Raw genomic sequence first — 23369 nt, forward strand, 5'->3', positions numbered from 1 at the left:
TAGAGATGAATTACAAAATAATATTTACAATGCTCTGTGTAGGTTTCGGCCTACAAGCCTGTAGTTTATTTAATCAGTCTGAATGTAATAATCAACAAGTGACTGATCATGTAAAAAAACTCTACTCAAGTCAGGTAAATATCAGTTTTGGATCAAAATTAAATCAACTTACTCAACAATTTAATCCAAATATAAACACAACAATAAAAATCATCCCTTCTATAGAAGGAATCACTTTAAATAAAATAAAGCGATTAAATTTAGAAAAATTACAGGCTGATAAAGACAATCAGGATTCACAAAATCTAATCGATTTGATTACTGATCGCTTTGAAGGTGCACAATATATTTGCCAAGGTGTAATTCAGCAAGAGATTAGCACCAATGTACTTGCAGATATAACCAAAGAACTTTCAGATAAAGACTCAAATTTGATTGAAGGAAATAAATTAAATATTCCAGTAATTTATGCGCTGTACCCACACAATGGAAATCAACAATTTGAAGTCCAATATACTGCTAAGAATCCATTGCATTTAATGTTGGCCATATTGTTACAGAAAAAACAAACGAAAATGACGAAATAACGCCTAAATACCAAGCAACCAAAAGCTTAAGATACAAATTACGAATAAATCTACCAATTTTCACAGATTGACAGGTTTAAATCAGCTACATAACATCAGGGCAATCTTGGATACATAACATTGGTTTTATTTTGAATTTTCAGTATCAGTTAAAAATAATTTCTACAGTAGGCTTAACACTTGCGATCACAGCATGCTCGTCTTTGGGTGGTGGCTCTGTGCAAAAACGTGCTGCTAAACTTTCGACTGGAATCCAAAAAGCCTATTCTGTCTCTCCAGATGTTGCTAATCGCGTATCCCCAATCATTGTACAAAGCGCAGATCAATATGATGTAGATCCTTTACTGATTGCAGCGACCATACGTCAAGAATCGAGCTACCGTAGTTATGTTACCTCTCCATCTGGTGCTGTTGGGCTTACCCAAATCATGCCGCGTTATTGGCAACAAGCCTGCCCTGGTGATTTGTTTGATGAATATACCAATGTACGCTGTGGCACTATGATCTTGGCTAAATACAATCAAAGTGCAGGAAGCTGGAAAAAAGCCTTAGCCTACTACAATGTTGGACCCACAAATTACCAAACAAATCGTAAAATGAAACGTCAAGGTAAACGATACGCGAAACAAGTCAAACAACATGAAAAACAGTTAAAGTCTTCATTATAAAGTTTAAAAATAGAAACTGAATATCAATAAAATAAACCCACTGCTGCTACTTGAGTGGGTTTATTTTTTTAGTCCATAGCAACAATAAACAGCATAAACATAAATGATTTAATTCAATCTTAATCTGCTGAAATATCTTCAAACAAAACGGAAGACAAATAACGTTCACCCGCATCAGGAAGAATCACCACAATAGTTTTGCCTGTATTTTCAGGACGGGCAGCTAATTTTGCTGCAGCAGCTAAAGCCGCACCACTAGAAATACCGACAAAAATACCTTCTTGAGTGGCACTTTGACGGGCAAAATCAATCGCTTCTTGGTTGTCGATAGCAATAACTTCATCTACTAAATCTAAATCTAAGTTTTTAGGAATAAAGTTTGCACCTATCCCTTGGATCTTATGTGGCCCAGGCGTTAACGTTTCACCACGTTTGGTTTGTCCAATAATTGGTGAATCTGCGGGTTCTACAGCAACGGAGTAAATCGCTTGCTGCTTGACCTTTTCAAAATAACTTGAAATACCTGAAATAGTACCGCCAGTTCCGACACCAGCAACAAGGATATCGACTTTACCGCCTGTTGCTGCCCATATTTCAGGACCTGTTGTTGTCTCGTGTATTTTAGGATTGGCCGGGTTTTCAAATTGTTGTGGTAAATAATAAGTTTCAGGTTGTTCAGTCGCTAAACGTACCGCCTCGTCAACTGCGCCTTTCATACCTTTTGCGGGTTCAGTTAAAATTAAATTTGCACCCAACGCTTTTAATACTTTACGGCGCTCTATACTCATACTTGCAGGCATAGTTAAAGTAATAGCATAACCTTTTGCCGCTGCTACAAATGCCAATGCAATACCAGTATTCCCGCTGGTTGGTTCTACAATATGCATGCCTTTTTTCAAAAGCCCCTTCGCTTCTGCATCAGCAATAAGTGCAGCACCAATTCGATCTTTAACAGAAAAAGCAGGATTACGACTTTCAATTTTTGCTAAGACCGTTGCACCACCTGTAATAAGACGGTTGATACGAATCAGTGGTGTATTCCCAATTGCCTCAGCGTTATTAGAATAAACAGCAATACCTAAGTTTTCAGTTGCTGGAAAATTTGGATCTGTAGACATGACCTTTCCTTGAATTTAAATGAATTTATATCAATCTATCATAATGCTTTTCTATGAAACTTTGATATTGAGTAACTGAATTTAATTATACCAATATCGAAATAGTTTATTGATAAAAATCATAAGTTTAGTTTTTAGGCAAAGTGTTTGACCGATTTGTCGTCAAATCAAACTATATATTTGTATATTATTTCAAGCATAATAACGATATGACTCATATTTAGAGAATATTATGGCAAGCAATGCTTATCAAAAATTTTATCGTCAATTTACAAAAAAAATCTTAGATAAAATCGTCAGCCCACAAGTATTAGGCGATACAAAAACTCTTGAAAATACAGTTAATGATCCAAACACAGCCAATTTTCCGATTTGCTATGTCATCCAAGATGACTCAACTTCGAATAAAGTCTTAATTGACAATGAAACAGAAAAAAGAAAACTCAGCCCTGCTTTTGCGCCACTTAACCTAGGATCAGATTATCAGGAAGATGATCGTTTTATCACTTTAGAACCGACCAAAAGCAACGCCTCTGCATACTACCCAGACAAAATTATTCGTTTGGTCGAATATTTATTAAAACACCCTGAACAAGATGTGCTTTTAGTACCAACAACGATTTTATGGGGGCGTGCGCCGGAAAATGAGGACAGTTGGTATAAAGCATTGATGACAGATGCTTGGGCAAAGCCAACGGGCATTAAACAAGCACTCAACATTACCCTCTATGGCCGTAATAATTATATTGAATTCCATCAAGCAGTTTCTTTACGGCAGTTAATTGACTCAGCCATTGAACTCACACCCAATTTTTCACCAGCGCATTATGTGGTGACTGAGCTTAATAAACAATTTAATGGCTATAAAGAAGCAATTCTTGGTCCTGATATTTCAGATCGTCGCAATGTAATTAACAAACTCATGCTGAGTGATGCGGTCAAAGAAGCCATTCTCAATGAAAGCATTCATAAAAAAATCAGCATCAATGAAGCCGAAGCACTCGCGCATAAATACCTCGATGAAATCGTGTCTGATTTTTCTTATTCGACCTTACGCTTTGCTGAAATTGCTTTAACCAAATTGTGGACCCAACTCTATGACGGTATCGAAGTACATAATTTCGATACAGTTCGTGAACTTGCCAAAGATTATGAAATTGTCTATACCCCTTGTCACCGTAGCCACATTGACTATTTGTTATTGTCTTATGTGATTTATAACCGTGGCTTGATGGTTCCCCATATTGCAGCAGGCATTAATTTAAATATGCCTGTAGTTGGGCAATTGATGCGTGGCGCAGGTGCATACTTTATTCGACGTAGCTTTAATGGAAATGCGCTCTATACCGCTGTCTTTAAAGAATATATCTACAGTATGCTCAATCGAAATACCCCCATGGAATACTTTATCGAAGGTGGACGTTCTCGTACTGGACTTTTATTGCCGCCTAAAAAAGGGATGCTCGCAATGACCATCCAAAGTTATTTGCGTGGGAATAGCAAACCGATTGCATTTATTCCGACTTACTTTGGATATGAAAAACTGATCGAAGGCAGTTCATACATAAAAGAGCTGGGTGGGCAGAAAAAACAAGCTGAATCACTATTTGGACTGCTTAAATCTATTCAAAAAATTGAAAAAGTCTTTGGTGTTGTCCACGTCAATTTGGGTGAACCAGTTTTCCTTGAAGATATCTTAAAAAAGAACAATGCTCCACAACGTGTTGCTTTGCATGAAGAGATGCCTGAGTCAGTTAAGGCCACGGTCAATGATGTTGCGTTTGATATTTTGGAAAATATCAATAAAGCAGTAGTGATTAATCCTATCAGTTTAATTTCTCTGGTCTTATTAAATGCACCAACTCATGCTTTGGCAGAGCGTGAAGTATTGGTACGTTTAGAACAATTCCGCAATCTACTCAAACAGCATCGCTATGATGATCGTATGCAAATCACTGAGCTTTCCAATACAGAAATCATTCAATATGCCATGAAACTGAAACAAGTTGAATTGATTGAGCATGATAATGAACGCTGGGTGAAAGTCAGTGATATACAGGTGGGCTTGCTTAAGTACTTTAGTAATAACATTATGCACACGTTTATATTGCCAGCACTCATTGCTAAAATATTGAGAGTTAAAACAGAGCAGCAGAAATTTGAGATTTCAAAATTTGATTTATATACCCAAGTCATCGAACAATACCCACTTATTCAAAAAGCCTTCTTTTTAAAATGGGATGAGTCTGAGATTGAGAGTGAAATCACACAAATTATCGATTATTTTGTTGCGGAGAAATTAATCACACTTGAAGCGGATCAAAGCATTAAGATTTCAAATGCAGATCCTAAAATTCGTTTACTTTCAGCCTTTGCTCATTTGTATGATGTCAATGTTGTGAAAGAACCTGAAAAAGAAAGCAAAGAGAAATAATCTTTTAAGCTTTGACGATGATCTGCAATAAAAAAGTTCCTTCAACCATTTGGATAAGGAACTTTTTTGTAAGCGTATAGCAATATGACTAATTGATTTACTTTAAAGCAAAAAATGATTTTTAGTTATTACTTAGACGTTTTTCTTAGTCCGTTTTAAATGCAATAAAACCATGATAATTCAATACTTGAGCAAAACTTTCCACACGCTTAAAACCTGCTTGTAAATACAAAGCGCTCATTTCATCAACAGAAATTAAAGCAAAATCTTGTTCAATACGTTCTGCCATAAGTTGCGCCTGTTTTTCTGTTAATCCTGTTGCTAAACTCAGATTTTTTAAAGCTTGTAATTGTTTGGCATTCGAAATTTCCATCAATTCATAACTTAAACATAGACCAGTACTGCTTAGGTGATTTGCAATATCTTTTAAGAATTGTGCTTTTGCATCAACTGGAACAAAATGTGAAACCAAGATAGCCAAAGCCACATCAAAATTCTCATCGACTTGTTTAAGAACAGATGTATCACCTTGTACAAACTGAATTCGAGAACAAAGCCCTAAACCAGCTATATGTTGTTTGGCTTTATCAATCATATTTGCTGCAGGATCGATTGCTGTAAAATTCCAGTGAGGAAATTGCTCAGCCAAATATTGCAGTTCATAACCTGTACCACATCCCACGACTAAAATCTTCGCTTGAGTCAATACATAGCTCTTTAATACAGCATGGACTTGTAAATGTATCAGTTCATAGCCGGGAATTAATCTACGAATATGCGCATCATATCCTTCAACTACAACTGGATTATTAAAGTCCTTTGCCATTCCTTTAACCCTTGCAATGATGATTAATATTATTCCTGAGGATGTTTAACTTTCACTGCCTGCAAACAAAAATCAGCGATTTGTTTTACAAAATACTCTTTATAGCTTTTATCAAAACGCTTGGTCTTGGCGATACTTAAAGGTTCAATCACAACAAAAGTCATTGCACCCACGATGCACAATGCGGTGGTGTTTAAATCCTCAAAAATAAACTCACCTGAATGACGCCCTTCGGTCAAAATTTTAATAATACTTTCTTTAATCAATTGCTTGCTTTGAAAACGTTCTAACTCAAATTGAGGATCGACAGGTTCAAACAATAACGAATAAGAAAGTCGAGGGCTGTTCATTGCCCTTTTTACAAAGGTTGTGACAGCTCGATCTAGTTTTTCTAGCGCGCTGAGTTGGGTATGTGCAATATCATTGAGAATATTGACTTCGATATGAATCGCTGCATTTAAAACTTCAATCAGTACCTGATTTTTATTTTCAAAATAACGATAGACCAGTCCACTTGAAACGCCTGCCCGATCTGCAATCGCTTGAATTTGTGCATCTTTAAATCCTCCTTGTGCAACCAGCTCTCGTGCAGACAATAAAATCATCTCGCGGTTCTGTTGCATTTTCTCTTCCATGACAGAGGATCTTTTATAGTTCATAGCGATACGTAAATTCCTTTCCAAATAAACTGGCAATGAATAGTTTGTCCTTGCTGATACCACAAGGTAATTCAGATTAAATACTAATAAATTTTGCCGCAATAAGCTATCCACCCTGATCGCTTCATTCAATATTTAATAAATCATTGATGAGCTTACAGATCTTGTTGAGGCTATTTTGTACCATTGCTGATCTATCAAATCCGTATCAATAGACACAGTCATTTTTAATTACTCCTTTTTGAAAAATGAGCCTTTTTAAATCAGTACTAGATACTTAAGCTTTCTCAAATGAACTAATGTAACTTCTTAAGACAATGCAAACATGAATTGTCCGATAATCCCCCCTTAAATTGGTCATTACACCCCTTTATTAAATCCAGTAAAAATGATTCACTAAAATCACAAAGCTTTCAGATAAAACTTAAATAAACTAATAGCTTAAGGCCTATTATTCGCTATAGTTTTATCTGAATTTTATAAGCGAAATAAAAAAAACATTCAAGGAAAGAAAAGCATGAAAACTCAATCACTCATTCTCAGTATCCTCAGCATTTTACCCACTGCTTATACTCATGCAGCTGCGATGGATCAATCTGGTCAATCGATACTGGCGTTTCTTGAAGACAAGAATTATTTCGAAGCCAGTATTGCCGCAGTTGACCCGAAAGTATCAGGTAAAGTTCGAAATCGACCTGATTTAGTCAATGCAGGCAGCAATGATTTGAGTACAGGTGATATGGCACAATCATATCAATACTATAATGCAGCATTAAAACTGCAAATTGCGCCAAAAGTTTCCTTTGGGCTCATCTATGATCAACCTTATGGTGCTGCAATCGAATATCCTTTACGTAGCAATAATACCTTCTCTGATACTGAAATCAGTATGGAAGGTACCCTTGCGGATGTTGATACTCAAAATATTGCGATGCTATTTGGTTTTCAGCCAGATGCTCATTTTAACCTCTACGGCGGTGGCGTATACCAGACAGTCAAAGGCAAAGTGTCTTTACGTGGTAATTCGATGAGTGTGTTTAATGGCTATGATGCCAACTTTAAACAAGATAGTGCTGTTGGATGGCTTGCTGGTGCTGCTTTTCAGATTCCTGAAATTGCTTTAAAGGCAGCCGTGACTTATCGTTCTGAAATCAAGCACAAAATAGATGCTCAAGAAACGATTTTTGGACAACCTTTAGCATTCACCACTGATAAAGATACAGAAATCAAAACGCCACAATCGGTAAATTTAGATTTTCAAACAGGCATCTATAAAGACACGCTGGCATATTTAAATGCACGTTGGGTAAATTGGAAAGATTTTAGAATCCGTCCAACACAGTTTGGTGCACTCACTGAACTGGCAACAGCTGAGTTAAGCCAAGGCCTGTATGCTGGTGGATTCAATCTCGATGACTATCAAAAAGACCAATACAGCATCACTATTGGTTTAGGACATCAATTTACACAAAAATGGGCTGCGTCGGCTGATGTTTCATGGGATTCTGGTACTGGAAATCCTGCTTCTGTATTGAATCCTACCAAAGGCGGTTGGGGCTTAGGGTTGGGTGTTCAATACAATCCTGCTGAAAATTATTTTATCGCAGGAGGCATCAAATATATTTGGATTGGGGATGCCACGGCACAAGATGGTACCTATTACATTCCGGTACCCGGTGCTTCAGAAATTGCCCAACAAGGTGATTATCGTGACAACAATGCCATAGGCTATGGTTTAAAAATAGGTTACCGTTTCTAATGCTCAATGCATGATCTTGTTAAAATTGTTTTTAGCGTAGACTTCATTCTAGTGTATATACTTGAGAATGAAGTCTTTTTCTTTTTATTCAAAGACAAATTCATTTTTCCGTCATTTGTATACGCTATAAATTTTAATGATCAATATGAATAAACCTCAGTAAAAAACCAACTTAATTAAAGGATCTAAATATGAAATTATTACGTTTAATTCCAATTCTCGCTTTAGGCACTATCTTAACCGCATGTGGTGGTATGCCAAAGGAATGTGAAGAATCTTGGAAGCATATGGAAGACTTGGCAAAACAAAGTGGCATTCCTGAAGATTCACTAAAAGAACAGAAAAAAGCCTTTGAAGAAGAAATTAAAAAGTTATCTAAAGAAGATGCTATTCAAGCCTGTAAAGCACAGTCTTCAATCATTGGCATGGTTAAGTAATTTATCTTTAATCTACAAAATGGATGCTTCAATTTGCAGGCATCCATTTTGATTTAGCATATAGGTCATAAGCAAAACTTTAATTTTTACATTTTAATCGTCACAATTTTTTGCTTCACTATAAATAAACATTGGGCCTAAATCATAAGTCTGATCATGCCTTTTCACTTGTGGAATGAATGCACTTGAAATTGAACCATCTAAATATAAAGCTTGATCTGTTTTGAGCTGCGTCTTAAAAATATCAGCAAAATTATAAAAATTATTTTTTTCACGACTTATCACGAAATACAGTTGATTATTCTTAATTCCCACCCCATTGCGAACTTTCAATGAATCTGAGTTTTTAACGAAAATTGGATTGATCTCACCATTGATCAACAACATTGGACCAGATTGTGTTGCATAGCGAGCTTTAAAATTAGATTTAAGATATTGCTCAGTGGTTTTAATCACAGCTTGCTTATTGTTCCAAGCAACCACGCCATTGGGTTGCATAAAAAAATTACCAAATTTATTTTTTTGCTGGTTTAATTCTGTTTGTTGTTTACCTTGTTCAATGTATAAACCCACTGGTGCAAAATTTGGATGATACATTCCTGCATTCATGGCAAAACTGATCTGGCATTTTTTACGCTCTTTTTGTACAGCTGCGAACTTTTTATAAGTTTGTCCTTGTTGGTTTTTTAAAAATAGTTGTAGCTGATCAAGATCGTCGATACGTACAGCATCTGCGATCACCTTCTTGTCTTTGATTATTTTGATATAGTCGGTATTGGCATTGACTTGAAAGGAAAGTGCACTCAATCCCATCATGCTTATCAGCGCATATACTCCAGTTTTCAAATTCATAACAACCCCATTCAAAGTGTTATATTTTATCGTGTGATCTATTGAATAATGAAGGCTAATTAGCATTTTTAATGCATTTTTTTACTTAATTATCACTTTAAGGGCTATCAAATTCATTTTGCATCGTTATAATCAAACTATCCTTTCAATTAAATACATGTGTACACTTTATTTGAACTGAGTGGGAATATGCAGACAAAACAAATAGCTAAATACCCGTTAGGTGCGCATTTAATCGTCAAACATTTTGGCTATAGTCATCATGGAATCTATGCTGGAAAAGGTCGTGTTATACATTATTCTGGACTGGCACATTTTGTAAAAAAACGCCCAATCGAAATCACTTCACTTGAAAAATTTTCACATGGTAAAGTGATCCGTGTCCGTTACTATGATCAACCTAAGTTTTCTGGTCGTCATGTGGTTCGACGTATGCGTACACGCATGCACGAAAATAGCTATCATTTAATTATCAATAATTGTGAACATCTGTGTAGTTGGGCAATTACAGGGGTTGAAAGTAGTCCTCAAGTGGTAAAAATGATGAACCGTTTAACCACGATTGGCTATATCAGTTCAATCATGACCTATATGAATGGCTTATTTTTAACAGTTGCAACCACCTGTTTTGCTTTAGTTTTATATATAAAAATGAAACTCAGGGCTCAGTCAAAATTAAAACTTCCAACCTATTTATCTCTTAAAGAACAACAGCCTAAAAAGTAAAATACTCAACGAGGTTCTTCACATGACCTTAAGTAAAGCCCTGATTTTAAAATACCATTAAAATGGTGGAAATTTGTCTTCAACCAATTTGAGTTCTAATCCGTATTCCAAATAAGCTTTTAAACCATCCAGCACTGTGGTGAATCCTCCAGTTGCATCTATAATAAATTGAATTAGTTCAGAGCCTTGAAGCGAAATATCATAATTTCTAATTTTTAAATAAGTTTGCTCTGAGCTGATTTCTTCAAATATAAAATCTACCGATGTTTTGGGTTCACCCCAAGTAATTTGAATCAATTTATTTTCAATAATGTTAAATACCATAACCTTTGAGCTGACTTGATACTTATCCCAACTCCATTGCACAATTTTGCCTTCTTTTAGTGGTCCTGTAGATCGACTAAACCAGAATTTTGAAGTAATGTCAGGATCAATAAATGCATTAAAAACCGCAGACACGGGTTTACGAATTAACATTTGAGTTTCAATGGTTGGATTCATTCTTATTACTCTTCTAAACTTATATTGAATTATATAGATAACAAAGTGATACTGATAACATAAGTGCTATGTAATCAGTATCATGTTTTTGTTAATAAATTTAACCAATTAGTTTTGAATAAGTGATGATTCAACGATGCTCTGATAGCGCTCTGAAAATTGACCATTCCAATATGGATAATATGGATATGCTGGATAAACCGCACTGGCTTGATTTAAACGCTGTAATTGTGAATCCATAAGTACTAGATCTTTTGCAATGAGATTATCTTGCAGTTGTTGTTGATTTCGAGCACCAATCAATACAGTCGAAACGGTAGCTCGTGTTAACAGCCATTTTAAAGCAATTTGTGGGACTGAATATCCCGTTTCTAATGCAATCTGTTTTAAAGTATCGATCACTTGATAAAGATATTCTTTGTTTACGGGTGGTGCAAATTGTGCTGTTTCATGTAAGCGACTATTTTCAGGCATAGGACGCTCACGATCAAACTTACCCGTCAAACGTCCCCATCCCAAAGGACTCCACACAACAGCACCAATATGCTGATCATGATTTAAAGGCATCAATTCCCATTCATAATCCCGACCTATCAATGAATAATACACCTGATGTGCTACCATTTTTTCATAACCATAACGATCTGCAATCGACTGCGCTTTCATCAATTGCCAGCCTGAAAAATTAGATGCCCCGATATAACGAACTTTTCCGCTTCGGACCAATTCATCTAAAGTTTTCATAAGCTGATCGAGTGAAGTAAAGCTATCAAACTGATGTAACTGTAGAACATCGATATAGTCTGTATTTAATCGTTTTAACGATTGCTCTACTGCATGAATTAAATAATGACGACTAAATCCGACCTGATTCACTTGCTCATTGCTACGAAGCGCAACTTTAGTTGAAATAATCGTACTGTGCCGATAAGGCGCTAATGCAATTCCAAGCATTTTTTCAGATTCACCGTCTGAATACACATCGGCAGTATCAAAGAAATTAATTCCTGCATCTATACATGTGCTAATCATTTGATTCGCTTCGATCTGCCCTGTTTGTCCCCATGCAGAAAATAGAGGACCTTTTCCTCCAAAGGTTCCAGCACCAAATCCCAACTCAGATACTTTTAAACCAGATTCGCCTAAAAAATTATATTTCATGATCATTCACCCTGATTGAATAATGTGTCTCATCACAAAATAACAACTTGGTATTGTTTAAAAAATCAGGATAATAAGAAATTACTTTTTCGATTTTATGGAAAATGAATACACAAGACTTTCATTTCTTCTTACGTGTCGCAGATTTGGGTTCAATCAGCCAAGCCGCAAAAGAAGCCAATATTGCAGTTTCAGTGGCAAGTCAACGAGTGCAAAGGCTTGAAAATCAGCTTAGCCTTAAACTTTTTTATCGCACGACACGTAAACTGAGTCTGACTGAAGAAGCCAAAATATTGATTAAGCAAGGACGTCCACTTCTCGATAGTTTTCAAACATTGACCGAAAATTTAAAGCTTCAAGATCAAAAACTTTCAGGGAGCATTAATATCACGGCTTCCGCAACCTTTGGAACCCAGATACTAGTTCAAGTTATTGCTGAGTTTTTAAAACACCACCCTGAATTATTAATCAATCTAGATTTAAATGACCAAAATGTAGATCTTATTACCCAAGGTATGGATATCGCAATTCGCATAGGCAAACTACAAGACTCTTCTTTAATTGCAAAACCTTTATCTATCAATAAACGCTTACTTTGTGCTGCACCTGAATATCTAGCTAAATTTGGTATCCCCAAACGTTTAGAGGATTTACAGCGACATCGTTGTATCGTGCAGCGTCATCAACAAGGCATCACCAATACATGGAACTTTCTGGATCATGCTAAATCCAATCAAAGATTAAATATCCACGTAAATGGCTATTTTATTAGCAACTCAGGCGAAGGGATTCGTCAGGCGTCTTTGGCAGGGCTCGGCATATCCAATCACTCACTTTGGCATGTCAAAAACGATTTAGATTCAGGAAAACTGGTTCATGTGCTTCCTAATTTTATGGTAGAACCCACTGCTATTTATGCTGTTATTCCAGATAAAAAATTAATCTCTGATAAAGTAAAAGTTTTTATTGAGTATTTACAGGATTACTTTAAAGAATTCTAATGATGATTTGCCTAACATTATTCGTTATTCTAAATGACAAACATAATCTACAACTTCGCTAGATTGCAGACTAAAACGACTATTTGCAGGTACAGTAAAAGATTCTCCACAACTGTAGACCTCCATTTCTTCTTGATCTGCTATCCGAACCAAGCATCTTCCAGAAACAATTTCAATGCGCTCAGTCACATGAGTTTCAAAAGTTAAAGGTTTCTCTGTGGGTAAAATTACCCCCAATGTTTTCTTCGAACCATCTTTACATTCGATAAGATAACTTATTGATCGTCCTTTATAATGGACATTAGGTTTAATATGGACCGTAACAAAATCAAATTGGGAAGACATATATTTGTCCTGATTATTATTTGTGCATTTACTATATCTTTTTTCTATAGTATTACTCAATCAATTTTAAACAACATGAAAAAAACCTAGCCGAAGCTAGGTCTTAAATCATGATTTCATTCAGGATTGAATAAAATTATTTACCCGGTTTAAAGCTATCTTTCAAATCTAAGACACGATTGAACACAGGTTTATCTGCTGTATGATCATATTGATCCGCAACAAAATAACCCTCGCGTTCAAACTGGAAACGATCTTCTGGCTGCGCTTGTGCCAAAGCAGGCTCAATTACCGCTTGAAGTACTGTTAAAGATTCTGGATTTAAATTTGCTAAGAAATCATCATCCGCATCTGGTGCAGCTTCGGTGAATAAACGATCGTAAACTCGAACCTCAGCAGGAATCCCTTTCGACGCAGAAACCCAATGTACAACGCCTTTCACTTTACGACCTTCTGGGTTTTTACCTAAAGTTTCCGGATCAATAGAACATTTCAACTCGATCACTTCGCCATTGGCATCTTTAATCACTTCATCACACTTGATCACATACGCATGACGTAAACGCACTTCACCCTCAGGAACTAAACGTTTAAAACCTTTTGGCGGAACTTCTTCAAAGTCTTTACGATCAATAAAAATTTCAGAGGTTAAAGGAATAATACGATCGCCCATATCTACATTTGGATGACGTGAATGGCTTAAATTCAAATCTGCTGGCAAGTTGGTCAAAGTCACTTTCAGCGGATTTAAAACAGCCATACCACGTGCTGCTGTATTTTCAAGGGATTGGCGAATACAGAATTCAAGCATAGCCACATCAACGATACCGTCTGTTTTAGATACACCTACACGCTTACAAAACTCACGTAACCCTTCAGGAGTAAAACCACGACGACGCATGCCCACCACAGTTGGCATACGCGGGTCATCCCAACCATGAACATAGTTACCTTCTACTAATTTACGTAATTTACGTTTAGAGGTAATCGTATAATCTACATTTAAACGGCTAGATTCATACTGACGTGGAACCGATTGTGAGTGCACTTTCTCAACAACCCAATCATAAAATGGGCGATGGTCTTGAAACTCTAAGGTACATAATGAATGTGTAATCCCTTCAATCGCATCTGACAATGGATGAGCATAGTCATACATTGGGTACATTTTCCATTTATCACCAGTTTGGTGATGTTCTGAATGAAGTACACGATATAGAATTGGATCTCGCATATGTACATTTGGTGATGTCATATCAATTTTGGCACGTAATACTGCTTCACCTTCGGCCAATTCACCATTGTTCATTTTTTCAAAACGAGCAAGGTTTTCTTCAATAGATGCATCACGATAAGGTGAGTTTTTACCTGGCTCGACAAAATTACCACGGTTAATTCTAATTTCTTCTGGGCTTTGTAGATCTACATAAGCATCGCCCTGTTTGATCAACTGAACTGCCCAAGCATGTAATTGGTCAAAATAACTTGATGCATAGCGAGGTTCGCCATTCCATTCAAAACCTAACCATTTTACATCATTGGCAATACCGTCAACATATTCTTGTTCTTCAGCATCTGGGTTGGTGTCATCAAAACGCAAGTTACATAAACCATCGTATTCTTGAGCGATACCAAAATTTAAGCAAATAGCCTTTACATGGCCAATATGTAGATAACCATTTGGCTCAGGTGGAAAACGCGTAACAACTTTTTGTGTACGGCCCGCTGCCAAATCTTCTGTAATGACTTGGCGTACAAAATCTAAGCCCGCTTGTTGTTCTTGCTGCGCATTATCGACAGGGCTTGGACTATTTGTCGGAGTTTTCGGCAGTTCTGAAACAACATCATTTGGCTTCATAGTTGATAAATCACTTCTAAAAGTTAAAATTGAATATATAAAATGTGATTTTATCCTTTTTTAACAAAAGAATTTCACATTTTTACTTGCTATGTAGTTTACAGTTTGCTTATGCTTCTCTCAACCAAAAACCCATGACATTTTTAGTCATGATTAGGAGATTATAGAATGAGTTTTCCTCAAGTCGAATTAAACACCAACAAAGGACGCATTGTTCTTGAACTTAACTCTGAAAAAGCACCAAAAACTGTTGCTAACTTTTTAGAATATGTTCGTGATGGTTTTTATGATGGCGTAATCTTCCATCGTGTTATTGATGGTTTCATGATCCAAGGCGGTGGCATGGATGAAAACTTCAAAGAAAAAACCACACGTGATTCAATTGAAAATGAAGCGGACAATGGTTTAAGCAATGATGAGGGTACAGTTGCAATGGCACGTACTCAAGCACCTCACTCTGCTTCTGCACAATTTTTCATCAATGTAAAAAATAACTCTTTCCTTAACCATACAGGTAAAACTGCTCAAGGTTGGGGTTATGCAGTATTTGGTAAAGTGACTGAAGGCTTAGACATCGTCGAAGCAATCAAAGGTGTTCGTACAGGTAACCGTGGTTATCATGCTGATGTTCCTTTAGAAAACATTGTGATTGAATCTGCAAAAATTATCTCTGAATAATTTATAAATCCTCCCGAAACTTCTTTTAAATAAAGGGATATTGTTCCCTTTACTAAGCAAGGTTAGGAGGAGTTATTAAATAGGAAAAATAAGTGACCTATCTGTTTATCGCTGATTTACATTTGTCACCAGAACACCCTCGACTGGTTCGAGGGTTTTTTGATTTATTAGAACACTATAAATATCAACACACGCAACTGTTTATTCTCGGTGACTGGTTTAATGCTTGGATTGGGGATGATTATACTGCGCCTTGGTTAGATGAAATTATTGAGCATCTAAAACAATTTTCCTTGCAAGCTGGTAATCAAATTTATTTTCAAGTGGGTAATCGTGACTTTGCTTTAGGGGAAAAATTTTTAAATGAGTTTGATGGCAAACTACTTCCCGAATTTTATACATTTACCATAGCTGATAAACAATTTCGACTTGAACACGGCGATGCTTTATGTACCGATGATATCTCTTATCAACGATTTAAGAAAATTATTCGCAATCCGATTGTATTGGGACTTTTAAAAAGTACTCCACTTGGTTTTAGACAAAAACTTGCTAATGGTTTTCGTAAAAAAAGCCGTGAGTCTCAACAAAATAAGTCCTATGAAATTATGGATGTTAACCAACAAGCAGTAGAAAAAGCAATTAATAATGTCGATCTGTTGGTTCATGGTCACACTCATCGCCCTGAAATTCATGATGTAAATGGTAAAGCTAGAATTGTTTTAGGAGATTGGCGTGAAAAAACATCTGAAGCAATGATTTTAGAAGTGGATGAAAATGCGGATTGGAAATTTATTAAGTGGATTATTCAATAACTCCCCCCCTTAAACTAAACAGATTTAATAATTCCATAAAATTAAAACCATCCAAACATGAATCAATATCACAGTAAGCTTAATAGTAAAAATAGACGAGAATGCTTATTAATATATTATCCAGCAGAGAGCAAAAATTGAGCCTATAAATAATATTATGTCTTTCAACTTATTCCACTTTTTCATGGAGTAAAAAATGATAAAAGAATTTTAATACTTAATTATTAAAAATGTCTTTTCCTCTACACTACTCTATCAAATTTCTCTTAAGTTAATACTGTTAAATGAGTTTCTGATCATTCTAAAACCAATGATTTTTCTGCTGTAATTAACGAATCCAGTCTATTGTAATACCAGATAAATAGCGGATTTAAGAGTTTAATAAAAACACGAAATAAAATATTAAGAATTAATCAATTAATTTATGCTTTTTTGCAGGGATATATTGGTTCAAATTTAATCCATTGATAAAATTTACAAATATTTATCCCAGCTAAAAAAGATTTTCCACCTTTATTTACGTTTTGAAGATTCACATTTCGGAATTTTAGCATATAATATATCGAAAATTTACGATATATGAGATCTCCTTATGGATGTATTAAATGTAGCAAAAACACGTTACACCACAAAGGCTTATGATTCTTCTAAAAAGATTCCTCAAGCACAATTTGCACGTTTACTTGAAATCCTACGTTTGACACCATCATCAATCAATATCCAGCCTTGGCACTTTTTTATTGCTGAGAATGATGCAGCTAAACAACGTATTGCTAAAGCCTTAATCGGAAAATATAGCTACAACGCACCAAAGGTTTTAGATTCATCACATACGATTTTATTCTGTACCAAAGCAGATATTACAGAACAGCACCTGAGTAATTTACTTCAGCAGGATGATCTCAGTGGCCGCTTTAAAGATGACAAGGCTAAGCAAGGTCAAAAAGACAGTCGTACAGGCTATGTCTCTTATTATCGCAATGAAAAAGGTGATATTCAGCGCTGGGCGGAAAATCAAACCTTTATCGCACTGGGTCAAATGCTATTAGCTGCAGGTATTGAAGGTATCGATGCAACGCCAATCGGTGGTTTTGACGAAGATATTCTGACTGAAGAATTAGGCTTAATTGAAAAGAATTTGGTCCCGTCTGTGATTATGACACTCGGTTATCGTAGTGATACTGACTTTAATGCAAAATTGCCCAAGTCTCGTTTAACCCAAGAAGATGTCTTTACTCGTCTATAACGTTTAAAGTGCTTGCTTCCACTCAATAAGTGCTGTGGGGCACATCACGTCCCTCAGCATTGAATCATAAGCATATTTTGTTAAGAGAAATCACTTTCACAGGCATCCATAAATTCATTGATTAATGCACTTGGATTGGCTCTTTTGGTCCACGAAATAGGTTCTTCATAATATTCAAGCTCATGAATAATGACTGGAAGATTTTTCCCAAATGTATCTTGAAGAATATTTTCAGAAAATAATTGCTGAACTATTTTGATTATTTGTGTAATAAACAATTGAGCAAACTGCTCGCCTTTTTCTAAAAGTTCATTAAATAGTGCATCATCTTCTTGTTCAGCATATTCCATCTGTTTTTGAGAATAATAAAATGGTGTTTGCTCAAACCATTGTGCCAAAAGCTGATCATTCTCTCCCCCAATATCCCAAGACGGTTGTTGTAACCAATAGGCATAATTCCATTTCGCTTCAGCTTGACTCGAAGATTCAGAAATTTGCGACTCAAACTGTTCAATGGTATTAAAGTTCAGCTCAACTTTGGGAAAACAAGGTTCATCATCATCACAATAATACTACAAGGCCAAGGCGTACACATCGTGATAATTTTGTGCAATATATTGAATCGATTCAACTAACTTTACATAGCTCGTTTCATGCCAGTGCTTTTGAGTTGTTGATTCTATATTCATAACACACCTAATTATTTTTACCAGCACTCTGGTGAATATGGACATTCACCAGAGTGCAAATACAAAAATATTGCCTATACGATTAAATCGGATGCGAGCTTGCAATTTCCTGACTAATCATCACAGCTGTTGCAGCAGACAACGTCCAGCCTAAATGTCCATGCCCTGTATTATAAAATACCCGTTCACGTTTTCCACGTTTTACCACAGGCATCATATTCGGCATCATTGGTCGTAAACCCGCCCACGGGATACAATGCTCGGTTGAAATATCGAAGTTCTTATTGACCCAATCTGTTAAAGGTTGGATACGATCTGAGCGGATATCTCGATTATAGCCATTAAATTCAGCAGTTCCAGCAATACGTAAACGATTAGCGCCTAATCGTGACGTGACGATTTTCGCGCTTTCATCGAGCAAGCTGACCCAAGGTGCACCATTAATACTTTCTTCATCATTCAATTGTACGGTGATCGAATAGCCTTTTACAGGATAAACATTCACACGATCGCCCAATTGATTGGCCAATTGATAACTACCAACACCGCCACAAATCACCACGGCATCTGCACTGAGTTGTTCAACTGCTACTGAACCACCTTCCATGTTTTCAACACTCGAATGATATTGAATATTCACCCCATTGGCAGTGTGTTCTACATTAATAACTTCCATACCAAATAAATATTTTACCCCATATTTTTCAGTCGCTTTGGCAAGTCCAGTGGTAAATTTATGAATATCCCCCGTTGCATCACCTGGACAATAAAAGCCTCCATAGTACTCACCCGTCAAACTCGGTTCGATAGATTTAATTTCTTCATTGGTCACTGCATGGCGTTCTAAACCACCTTTACATAACAGCGCATTGACGTTGGTTGCCACTTTATAATCATATTCAGAATGGTAGAAATGCAAGATGCCACGTTTTTCTAAATCAAAATCAATCCCTTCTTGTTCAGCAATATTAAATAGCCTTTGACGCGCTAAAAGTGCCATTTTCACTGTATTTTGAGTATTTGCTTCATAGTGTTTGATATTGCCAAGGAATTCGACCAGCCATGCATATTTGTGCAAATCAAAAGATGGATTGAGCAATAATGGTGCATCTTTCTTCGCCATCCATTTAATACCTTTTAACACAGTGGATTTTTGATTCCACACTTCAGCATTACACGCAGACAGCTGTCCACCATTGGCAAATGATGTTTCCATTGCGGGAAATAAATGTTTATCAATAACAGTAACTTGATAACCTAATTGAGCAAGTTCATAGGCAGAAGTAACACCTGTAATACCAGAACCAATAATGACGACATGACACATACGCACACTCCGTTGAAATGCAATATTTTTAATTACATTGTCAATGTATGCCCCATCTGTCATGTGTACCTGAGAGCTTCGATAAAAACCTAAACTATTTAGGCTTTACCATCCCCTTCGGTGAGTCATTTCTTTTTTGTTTTCAATAGAATGACTTCTCTCCAGAGGTTTTACAATGATTACAGTCCTTTTGCCTGAGAGTTTCCGGGGTCGTTGCTCCTTCGGCGAGTCCGCAAGAGACTTCTCTCCTGCAATCATCTTTCCTTGTATTAGCAATTAATATGCCATGAATTTGCTCGAATACAAGTAAAATATGTTCAATTATTATCTAATTTTTAAATCGCTTAAGAATTAAATAGCTTAGTCAATAACTTGATCACTGACTCTGGCTTTGTTGTAGTTTGATTGAAATTAGCCTAAATCGCCTCATCTGAATTTTCTTCATTAAAACCACGAAGTGAAAGCATAAACCAATGCCAAAAATGCACATTGGAAAATGAAATTGCCTGTTCTGCGACTTGCTAACTTTGGTTCATATCAGTTTCACAAACATCTTAGTGATTCACTGAGTCATATCGAAACACATTCAAATCATCATATTCAATTTGTGGTGTGGTTCCAGAAATAATGTCTGATAATAATTTTGCAGAACCACATGACATGGTCCAACCCAAGGTACCGTGCCCTGTATTGGTATATAGATTTTGATACCTTGTTTGCCCAACAATCGGGGTACCATCTGGTGTCGCAGGTCTTAAACCCGTCCAGAAATGTGCATCTGATAAGTCACTTGCATTTGGAAATAATTGTTGTAAAACCATAAGCAAAGTGTCTTCACGACTAGATTTTAACGAGCGATCAAACCCATTAATTTCAGCCATCCCCCCTACACGAATTCGATCATCAAAACGGGTTAAGGCAATTTTATAAGACTCATCTAAGATTGTAGACACTGGTGAAAGTGCCGGATCAACAATTTTGGTGGTAATCGAATAGCCTTTTAATGGATATACAGGCGCATCAATTTCCAATTGTTTGAGCATTTCATGACTATAGCTGCCCAGTGCCATGACATAAACATCTCCCTTGATTTTACGACCATCTTTTAAATGAATCGCGGTAATCCGTTCAGCATCTTTTTCGATTGATTCTATTACCGTATTAAATAAAAAATTGACCCCTTGTTTGGCTGCAAGCTCCGCCAACTCTGTTGTAAATTTTTGGCAATCGCCTGTCTGGTCATTCGGTAAACGCAAACCACCAACAAAATCAACAGTTGCGTGGGCTAAAGCAGGTTCAGCCTTGATTACGCCAGCTTTATCCAACAACTCAAATGGCACGCCTTCATGTTTTAAAACTTCGGTATCTTTGCCTGCCACATCCAATTGATGTTGTTTTCGAAAAAGTTGTAATGTACCTAATTGGCGCTCATCAAAATGAATTTTAGTCTCCGCACGTAATTCATCTAGACAGTCACGGCTATATTCAGAAATCCGTACCATTCGCTCTTTATTGATTTGGTAGCGATTGATATTACATTCAGCCAACATACGGATCATCCACTGATACTGATGCATATCACCCGTTAGCTTAATTGCCAATGGTGAATGTGGTTGAAACATCCATTTAAACGCTTTTAATGGAATACCTGGTGCAGCCCAAGGCGACGCATAACCCGGCGAAATCTGCCCAGCGTTGGCAAAACTGGTTTCTAAAGCCACATTGGGTTGCCGATCGATCACAGTGACTTCATGACCTGCTTGTTTTAGATAGTAGGCGGATGTTGTACCAATAACACCAGCTCCCATGATGATGATATGCATATTGAACCGAACCTTATACGATTTAATCGTCTTATAATAAGAATAATGTAGTTAGAGAAATAATTTATATGACCATTTTAATTTAGCACTTAGAACAGATTTAGCAATACTGATTTGATGTTGAAGTGTCAGCTTAAATTCGATTTCAAATAGATACATCATTCACAATATCACATGATTTTTAAACCATCAGCAAATTATAGCTGCCTAGTCAAAAAACTCAGACATAAGAATACAATTTCTCCTAATTAATATTTTTAGTTAAATTAATTGCATAGAAAAAGAAATTGTTCCGTTATAAAAAAACTTGCAATGCCACACTTTACATTCAAAGTTTCAATTCCTTTGCGTTGGCGATACCTCACTTTTCGTAGGAGATGCCAAACCTTGCGCTGCAAACAAAGCAGTGCTTTTTCTTTACTCATGGGCGCCGCCCAACGGCGACATCCATGTCGCCACACAATAGAACAACCATCTATGATTCAAAAGTACACCAAACGAATTTAAAACCAACAGTATCTAAAAGTTCATCCAAAAAAATAATTATTATTTATGATCAATAATTTGATGCATTGCACTTGTATGAATAATTAGGTAGTTTGACAATCTAAGGAACTTAAATTTAAGAAAAACTTTTTTATTTATATTTGATACTATCCTCCTCTAAAAAAGAGAAGGAATAGCTTTAGTTTAAGAAATTTTAAATTTTGAAGATTCTATTTATTTATGCGTATGGATAGACATAACGATACCAAAACTCGCTAACAACGCAATTACCGCCGATCCACCATAACTCATAAGTGGTAATGGATCACCAGTCACAGGTAAAATCCCACTGACCATACCAGAGTTTACAAATACATAGAAAAACAAAGACAAACCAATCGTACCTGCCAATAAACGACCATAATTATGGAAACTGCTTAAGCTAATGATCATACATCTAAAAATCATTGCGGTATAAAGTGCAAATAAGAAGAATACCCCAATAAAGCCAAATTCTTCTGCATAGGTCGACATAATAAAATCAGTATGATGTTCAGGTAAATAGCCCAACTGAGACTGTGTTCCTTCTAAGAATCCACGCCCTGTCATTCCGCCTGAACCAATCGCAATTTTAGATTGGATAATATTCCATCCTGCCCCAAGCGCATCTGACTCAGGATCAAATAAGGTCATAATCCTTTTCTTTTGATAAGCTTGTAATACAAAAGTCCAAATTAAAGGGAACGCCAGTGCCAATGCCGCTAAAGTCCCAATAATTAAAGTCCACGACATGCCACTTAAAAACAAAGCAAACACGCCACCAATCACGATACCAATTGCCAAGTCTGGTTGTAATAATGCTAATACGAAAGGCACCATCATAATAATCAAGGCAATTACAATATGTTTAAACTTTGGCGGCAACGGGTTACGTGCAAAATACCATGCCATCATCAGTGGCATGGCAAACTTCATAAATTCGCTGGGTTGCATACTGCCAATCCCTGGAATGGTCAGCCAGCGCTTTGCCCCTAATCGAACATCACCGACCAATAAAACCAGTATCAACAACAAAATTGCAAACAAATAAAACCAAGGGCTAATCGCTTGATATACTTTTGGTGGAATTTGTGCACAAATAAAAAGCAAAATAAAACCAACACCGAAACTCACGGCTTGTCGAATGACCATAGACATATCTTCAGAAGATGCGCTATAGACCATCAATAAACCCAAAATTGCATTGATAATTAAAAAGCCCAATAACCAAGGATCAAGGTGTAATTTGTCCCACCTTGAAACTTTTTGATTAATACTTAAACCATCTCTGACTGATTGACGTAAAAACTTATACTGTGGCGATGGTGTCATGA

The 23369-nt window shown here is 36.4% G+C and carries 22 protein-coding genes and 1 riboswitch; of the genes, 10 read left to right on the plus strand and 12 right to left on the minus strand.

All coding sequences use genetic code 11. The annotated features are described in order from the left end of the window. Positions 1–5 precede the first annotated feature (5 nt). Both ACG9ZL_RS08450 and ACG9ZL_RS08455 read left to right on the plus strand, forming a co-directional pair. The gene (locus ACG9ZL_RS08450) at positions 6–587 is read left to right on the plus strand and encodes a hypothetical protein (protein WP_419359734.1); all 582 of its coding nucleotides are present in this window, start codon (positions 6–8) and stop codon (positions 585–587) included. 131 nt (positions 588–718) lie between these two features. Continuing rightward, positions 719–1255 (plus strand): lytic transglycosylase domain-containing protein, encoded by a 537-nt coding sequence (locus tag ACG9ZL_RS08455; protein WP_336950969.1) that lies wholly within the window; start codon positions 719–721, stop codon positions 1253–1255. A 119-nt stretch (positions 1256–1374) separates the two neighbouring features. On the opposite strand, the gene cysK is transcribed toward ACG9ZL_RS08455, so the two are convergent. Beyond that, positions 1375–2373: a cysteine synthase A gene (gene cysK / locus ACG9ZL_RS08460; RefSeq protein WP_419359735.1), complete on the minus strand. Its 999-nt coding sequence runs from the start codon at positions 2371–2373 to the stop codon at positions 1375–1377. 232 nt (positions 2374–2605) lie between these two features. Between cysK and plsB the strand changes: the two genes are divergently transcribed. Further along, positions 2606–4807 carry a glycerol-3-phosphate 1-O-acyltransferase PlsB gene (plsB, locus tag ACG9ZL_RS08465; RefSeq protein ID WP_419359736.1) on the plus strand — a complete coding sequence of 734 codons (2202 nt, stop codon included), beginning with the start codon at positions 2606–2608 and terminating at the stop codon, positions 4805–4807. 145 nt (positions 4808–4952) lie between these two features. Here the strand turns inward: plsB and ACG9ZL_RS08470 are convergent, their stop codons facing one another. Both ACG9ZL_RS08470 and ACG9ZL_RS08475 read right to left on the minus strand, forming a co-directional pair. Next, a complete protein-coding gene (locus tag ACG9ZL_RS08470; protein WP_336950966.1) occupies positions 4953–5633 on the minus strand; it encodes a class I SAM-dependent methyltransferase in 681 nt (226 codons plus the stop codon). Positions 5634–5662: 29 nt separating this feature from the next. Then, a complete protein-coding gene (locus tag ACG9ZL_RS08475) occupies positions 5663–6292 on the minus strand; it encodes a TetR/AcrR family transcriptional regulator (protein ID WP_056511474.1) in 630 nt (209 codons plus the stop codon). Between the two features lie 517 nt (positions 6293–6809). On the opposite strand from ACG9ZL_RS08475, the gene ACG9ZL_RS08480 reads away from it, so the two are divergent. Both ACG9ZL_RS08480 and ACG9ZL_RS08485 read left to right on the plus strand, forming a co-directional pair. Continuing rightward, a complete protein-coding gene (locus tag ACG9ZL_RS08480) occupies positions 6810–8051 on the plus strand; it encodes a transporter (protein ID WP_419359737.1) in 1242 nt (413 codons plus the stop codon). 191 nt (positions 8052–8242) lie between these two features. Next, the gene (locus tag ACG9ZL_RS08485; RefSeq protein ID WP_004719975.1) at positions 8243–8488 is read left to right on the plus strand and encodes a hypothetical protein; all 246 of its coding nucleotides are present in this window, start codon (positions 8243–8245) and stop codon (positions 8486–8488) included. A 93-nt stretch (positions 8489–8581) separates the two neighbouring features. Here ACG9ZL_RS08485 and ACG9ZL_RS08490 read toward each other — a convergent pair whose 3' ends face one another. Beyond that, on the minus strand, positions 8582–9340 hold the full coding sequence (locus tag ACG9ZL_RS08490) for a phosphodiester glycosidase family protein (protein ID WP_419359738.1): 759 nt from the start codon (positions 9338–9340) through the stop codon (positions 8582–8584). 189 nt (positions 9341–9529) lie between these two features. Here ACG9ZL_RS08490 and ACG9ZL_RS08495 point away from each other — a divergent pair, with 189 nt between their 5' ends. Further along, positions 9530–10066 carry a lecithin retinol acyltransferase family protein gene (locus tag ACG9ZL_RS08495; RefSeq protein ID WP_209826074.1) on the plus strand — a complete coding sequence of 179 codons (537 nt, stop codon included), beginning with the start codon at positions 9530–9532 and terminating at the stop codon, positions 10064–10066. A gap of 57 nt (positions 10067–10123) precedes the next feature. Here the strand turns inward: ACG9ZL_RS08495 and ACG9ZL_RS08500 are convergent, their stop codons facing one another. Both ACG9ZL_RS08500 and ACG9ZL_RS08505 read right to left on the minus strand, forming a co-directional pair. Continuing rightward, on the minus strand, positions 10124–10567 hold the full coding sequence (locus ACG9ZL_RS08500) for an SRPBCC domain-containing protein (protein WP_336950962.1): 444 nt from the start codon (positions 10565–10567) through the stop codon (positions 10124–10126). 108 nt (positions 10568–10675) lie between these two features. After that, positions 10676–11728, minus strand: coding sequence for an aldo/keto reductase (locus ACG9ZL_RS08505; protein WP_419327287.1), 1053 nt, complete (start codon positions 11726–11728; stop codon positions 10676–10678). Between the two features lie 104 nt (positions 11729–11832). Here ACG9ZL_RS08505 and ACG9ZL_RS08510 point away from each other — a divergent pair, with 104 nt between their 5' ends. Next, complete coding sequence (locus tag ACG9ZL_RS08510) at positions 11833–12729, plus strand: LysR family transcriptional regulator (RefSeq protein WP_419327288.1); 897 nt, start codon at positions 11833–11835, stop codon at positions 12727–12729. A gap of 24 nt (positions 12730–12753) precedes the next feature. Here ACG9ZL_RS08510 and ACG9ZL_RS08515 read toward each other — a convergent pair whose 3' ends face one another. Continuing rightward, a complete protein-coding gene (locus ACG9ZL_RS08515) occupies positions 12754–13074 on the minus strand; it encodes a pyrimidine/purine nucleoside phosphorylase (protein ID WP_419327289.1) in 321 nt (106 codons plus the stop codon). Positions 13075–13210: 136 nt separating this feature from the next. Next, complete coding sequence (locus ACG9ZL_RS08520; RefSeq protein WP_419327290.1) at positions 13211–14932, minus strand: glutamine--tRNA ligase/YqeY domain fusion protein; 1722 nt, start codon at positions 14930–14932, stop codon at positions 13211–13213. A gap of 168 nt (positions 14933–15100) precedes the next feature. On the opposite strand from ACG9ZL_RS08520, the gene ACG9ZL_RS08525 reads away from it, so the two are divergent. The 3 genes from ACG9ZL_RS08525 to nfsB all read left to right on the plus strand — a co-directional run bounded on the left by ACG9ZL_RS08525 (position 15101) and on the right by nfsB (position 17671). Further along, a complete protein-coding gene (locus ACG9ZL_RS08525; RefSeq protein ID WP_105712525.1) occupies positions 15101–15610 on the plus strand; it encodes a peptidylprolyl isomerase in 510 nt (169 codons plus the stop codon). A gap of 92 nt (positions 15611–15702) precedes the next feature. Then, positions 15703–16425 (plus strand): UDP-2,3-diacylglucosamine diphosphatase, encoded by a 723-nt coding sequence (locus ACG9ZL_RS08530; protein ID WP_419359739.1) that lies wholly within the window; start codon positions 15703–15705, stop codon positions 16423–16425. A gap of 592 nt (positions 16426–17017) precedes the next feature. Next, complete coding sequence (gene nfsB / locus ACG9ZL_RS08535; protein WP_419359740.1) at positions 17018–17671, plus strand: oxygen-insensitive NAD(P)H nitroreductase; 654 nt, start codon at positions 17018–17020, stop codon at positions 17669–17671. An 80-nt stretch (positions 17672–17751) separates the two neighbouring features. Here nfsB and ACG9ZL_RS08540 read toward each other — a convergent pair whose 3' ends face one another. The 4 genes from ACG9ZL_RS08540 to rodA all read right to left on the minus strand — a co-directional run bounded on the left by ACG9ZL_RS08540 (position 17752) and on the right by rodA (position 23367). Further along, positions 17752–18069 carry a hypothetical protein gene (locus ACG9ZL_RS08540; RefSeq protein WP_419359741.1) on the minus strand — a complete coding sequence of 106 codons (318 nt, stop codon included), beginning with the start codon at positions 18067–18069 and terminating at the stop codon, positions 17752–17754. 373 nt (positions 18070–18442) lie between these two features. Continuing rightward, positions 18443–19687: a D-amino acid dehydrogenase gene (locus ACG9ZL_RS08545; RefSeq protein ID WP_419327362.1), complete on the minus strand. Its 1245-nt coding sequence runs from the start codon at positions 19685–19687 to the stop codon at positions 18443–18445. Positions 19688–19859: 172 nt separating this feature from the next. Further along, positions 19860–19948: riboswitch (glycine riboswitch) on the minus strand. 293 nt (positions 19949–20241) lie between these two features. After that, positions 20242–21510: a D-amino acid dehydrogenase gene (locus tag ACG9ZL_RS08550; protein ID WP_419359742.1), complete on the minus strand. Its 1269-nt coding sequence runs from the start codon at positions 21508–21510 to the stop codon at positions 20242–20244. Between the two features lie 720 nt (positions 21511–22230). Next, a complete protein-coding gene (rodA, locus tag ACG9ZL_RS08555; protein WP_336950953.1) occupies positions 22231–23367 on the minus strand; it encodes a rod shape-determining protein RodA in 1137 nt (378 codons plus the stop codon). Positions 23368–23369: the final 2 nt, after the last annotated feature.

This window comes from Acinetobacter legionensis (assembly GCF_048551735.1).
In the GTDB taxonomy this organism is placed as follows: domain Bacteria; phylum Pseudomonadota; class Gammaproteobacteria; order Pseudomonadales; family Moraxellaceae; genus Acinetobacter.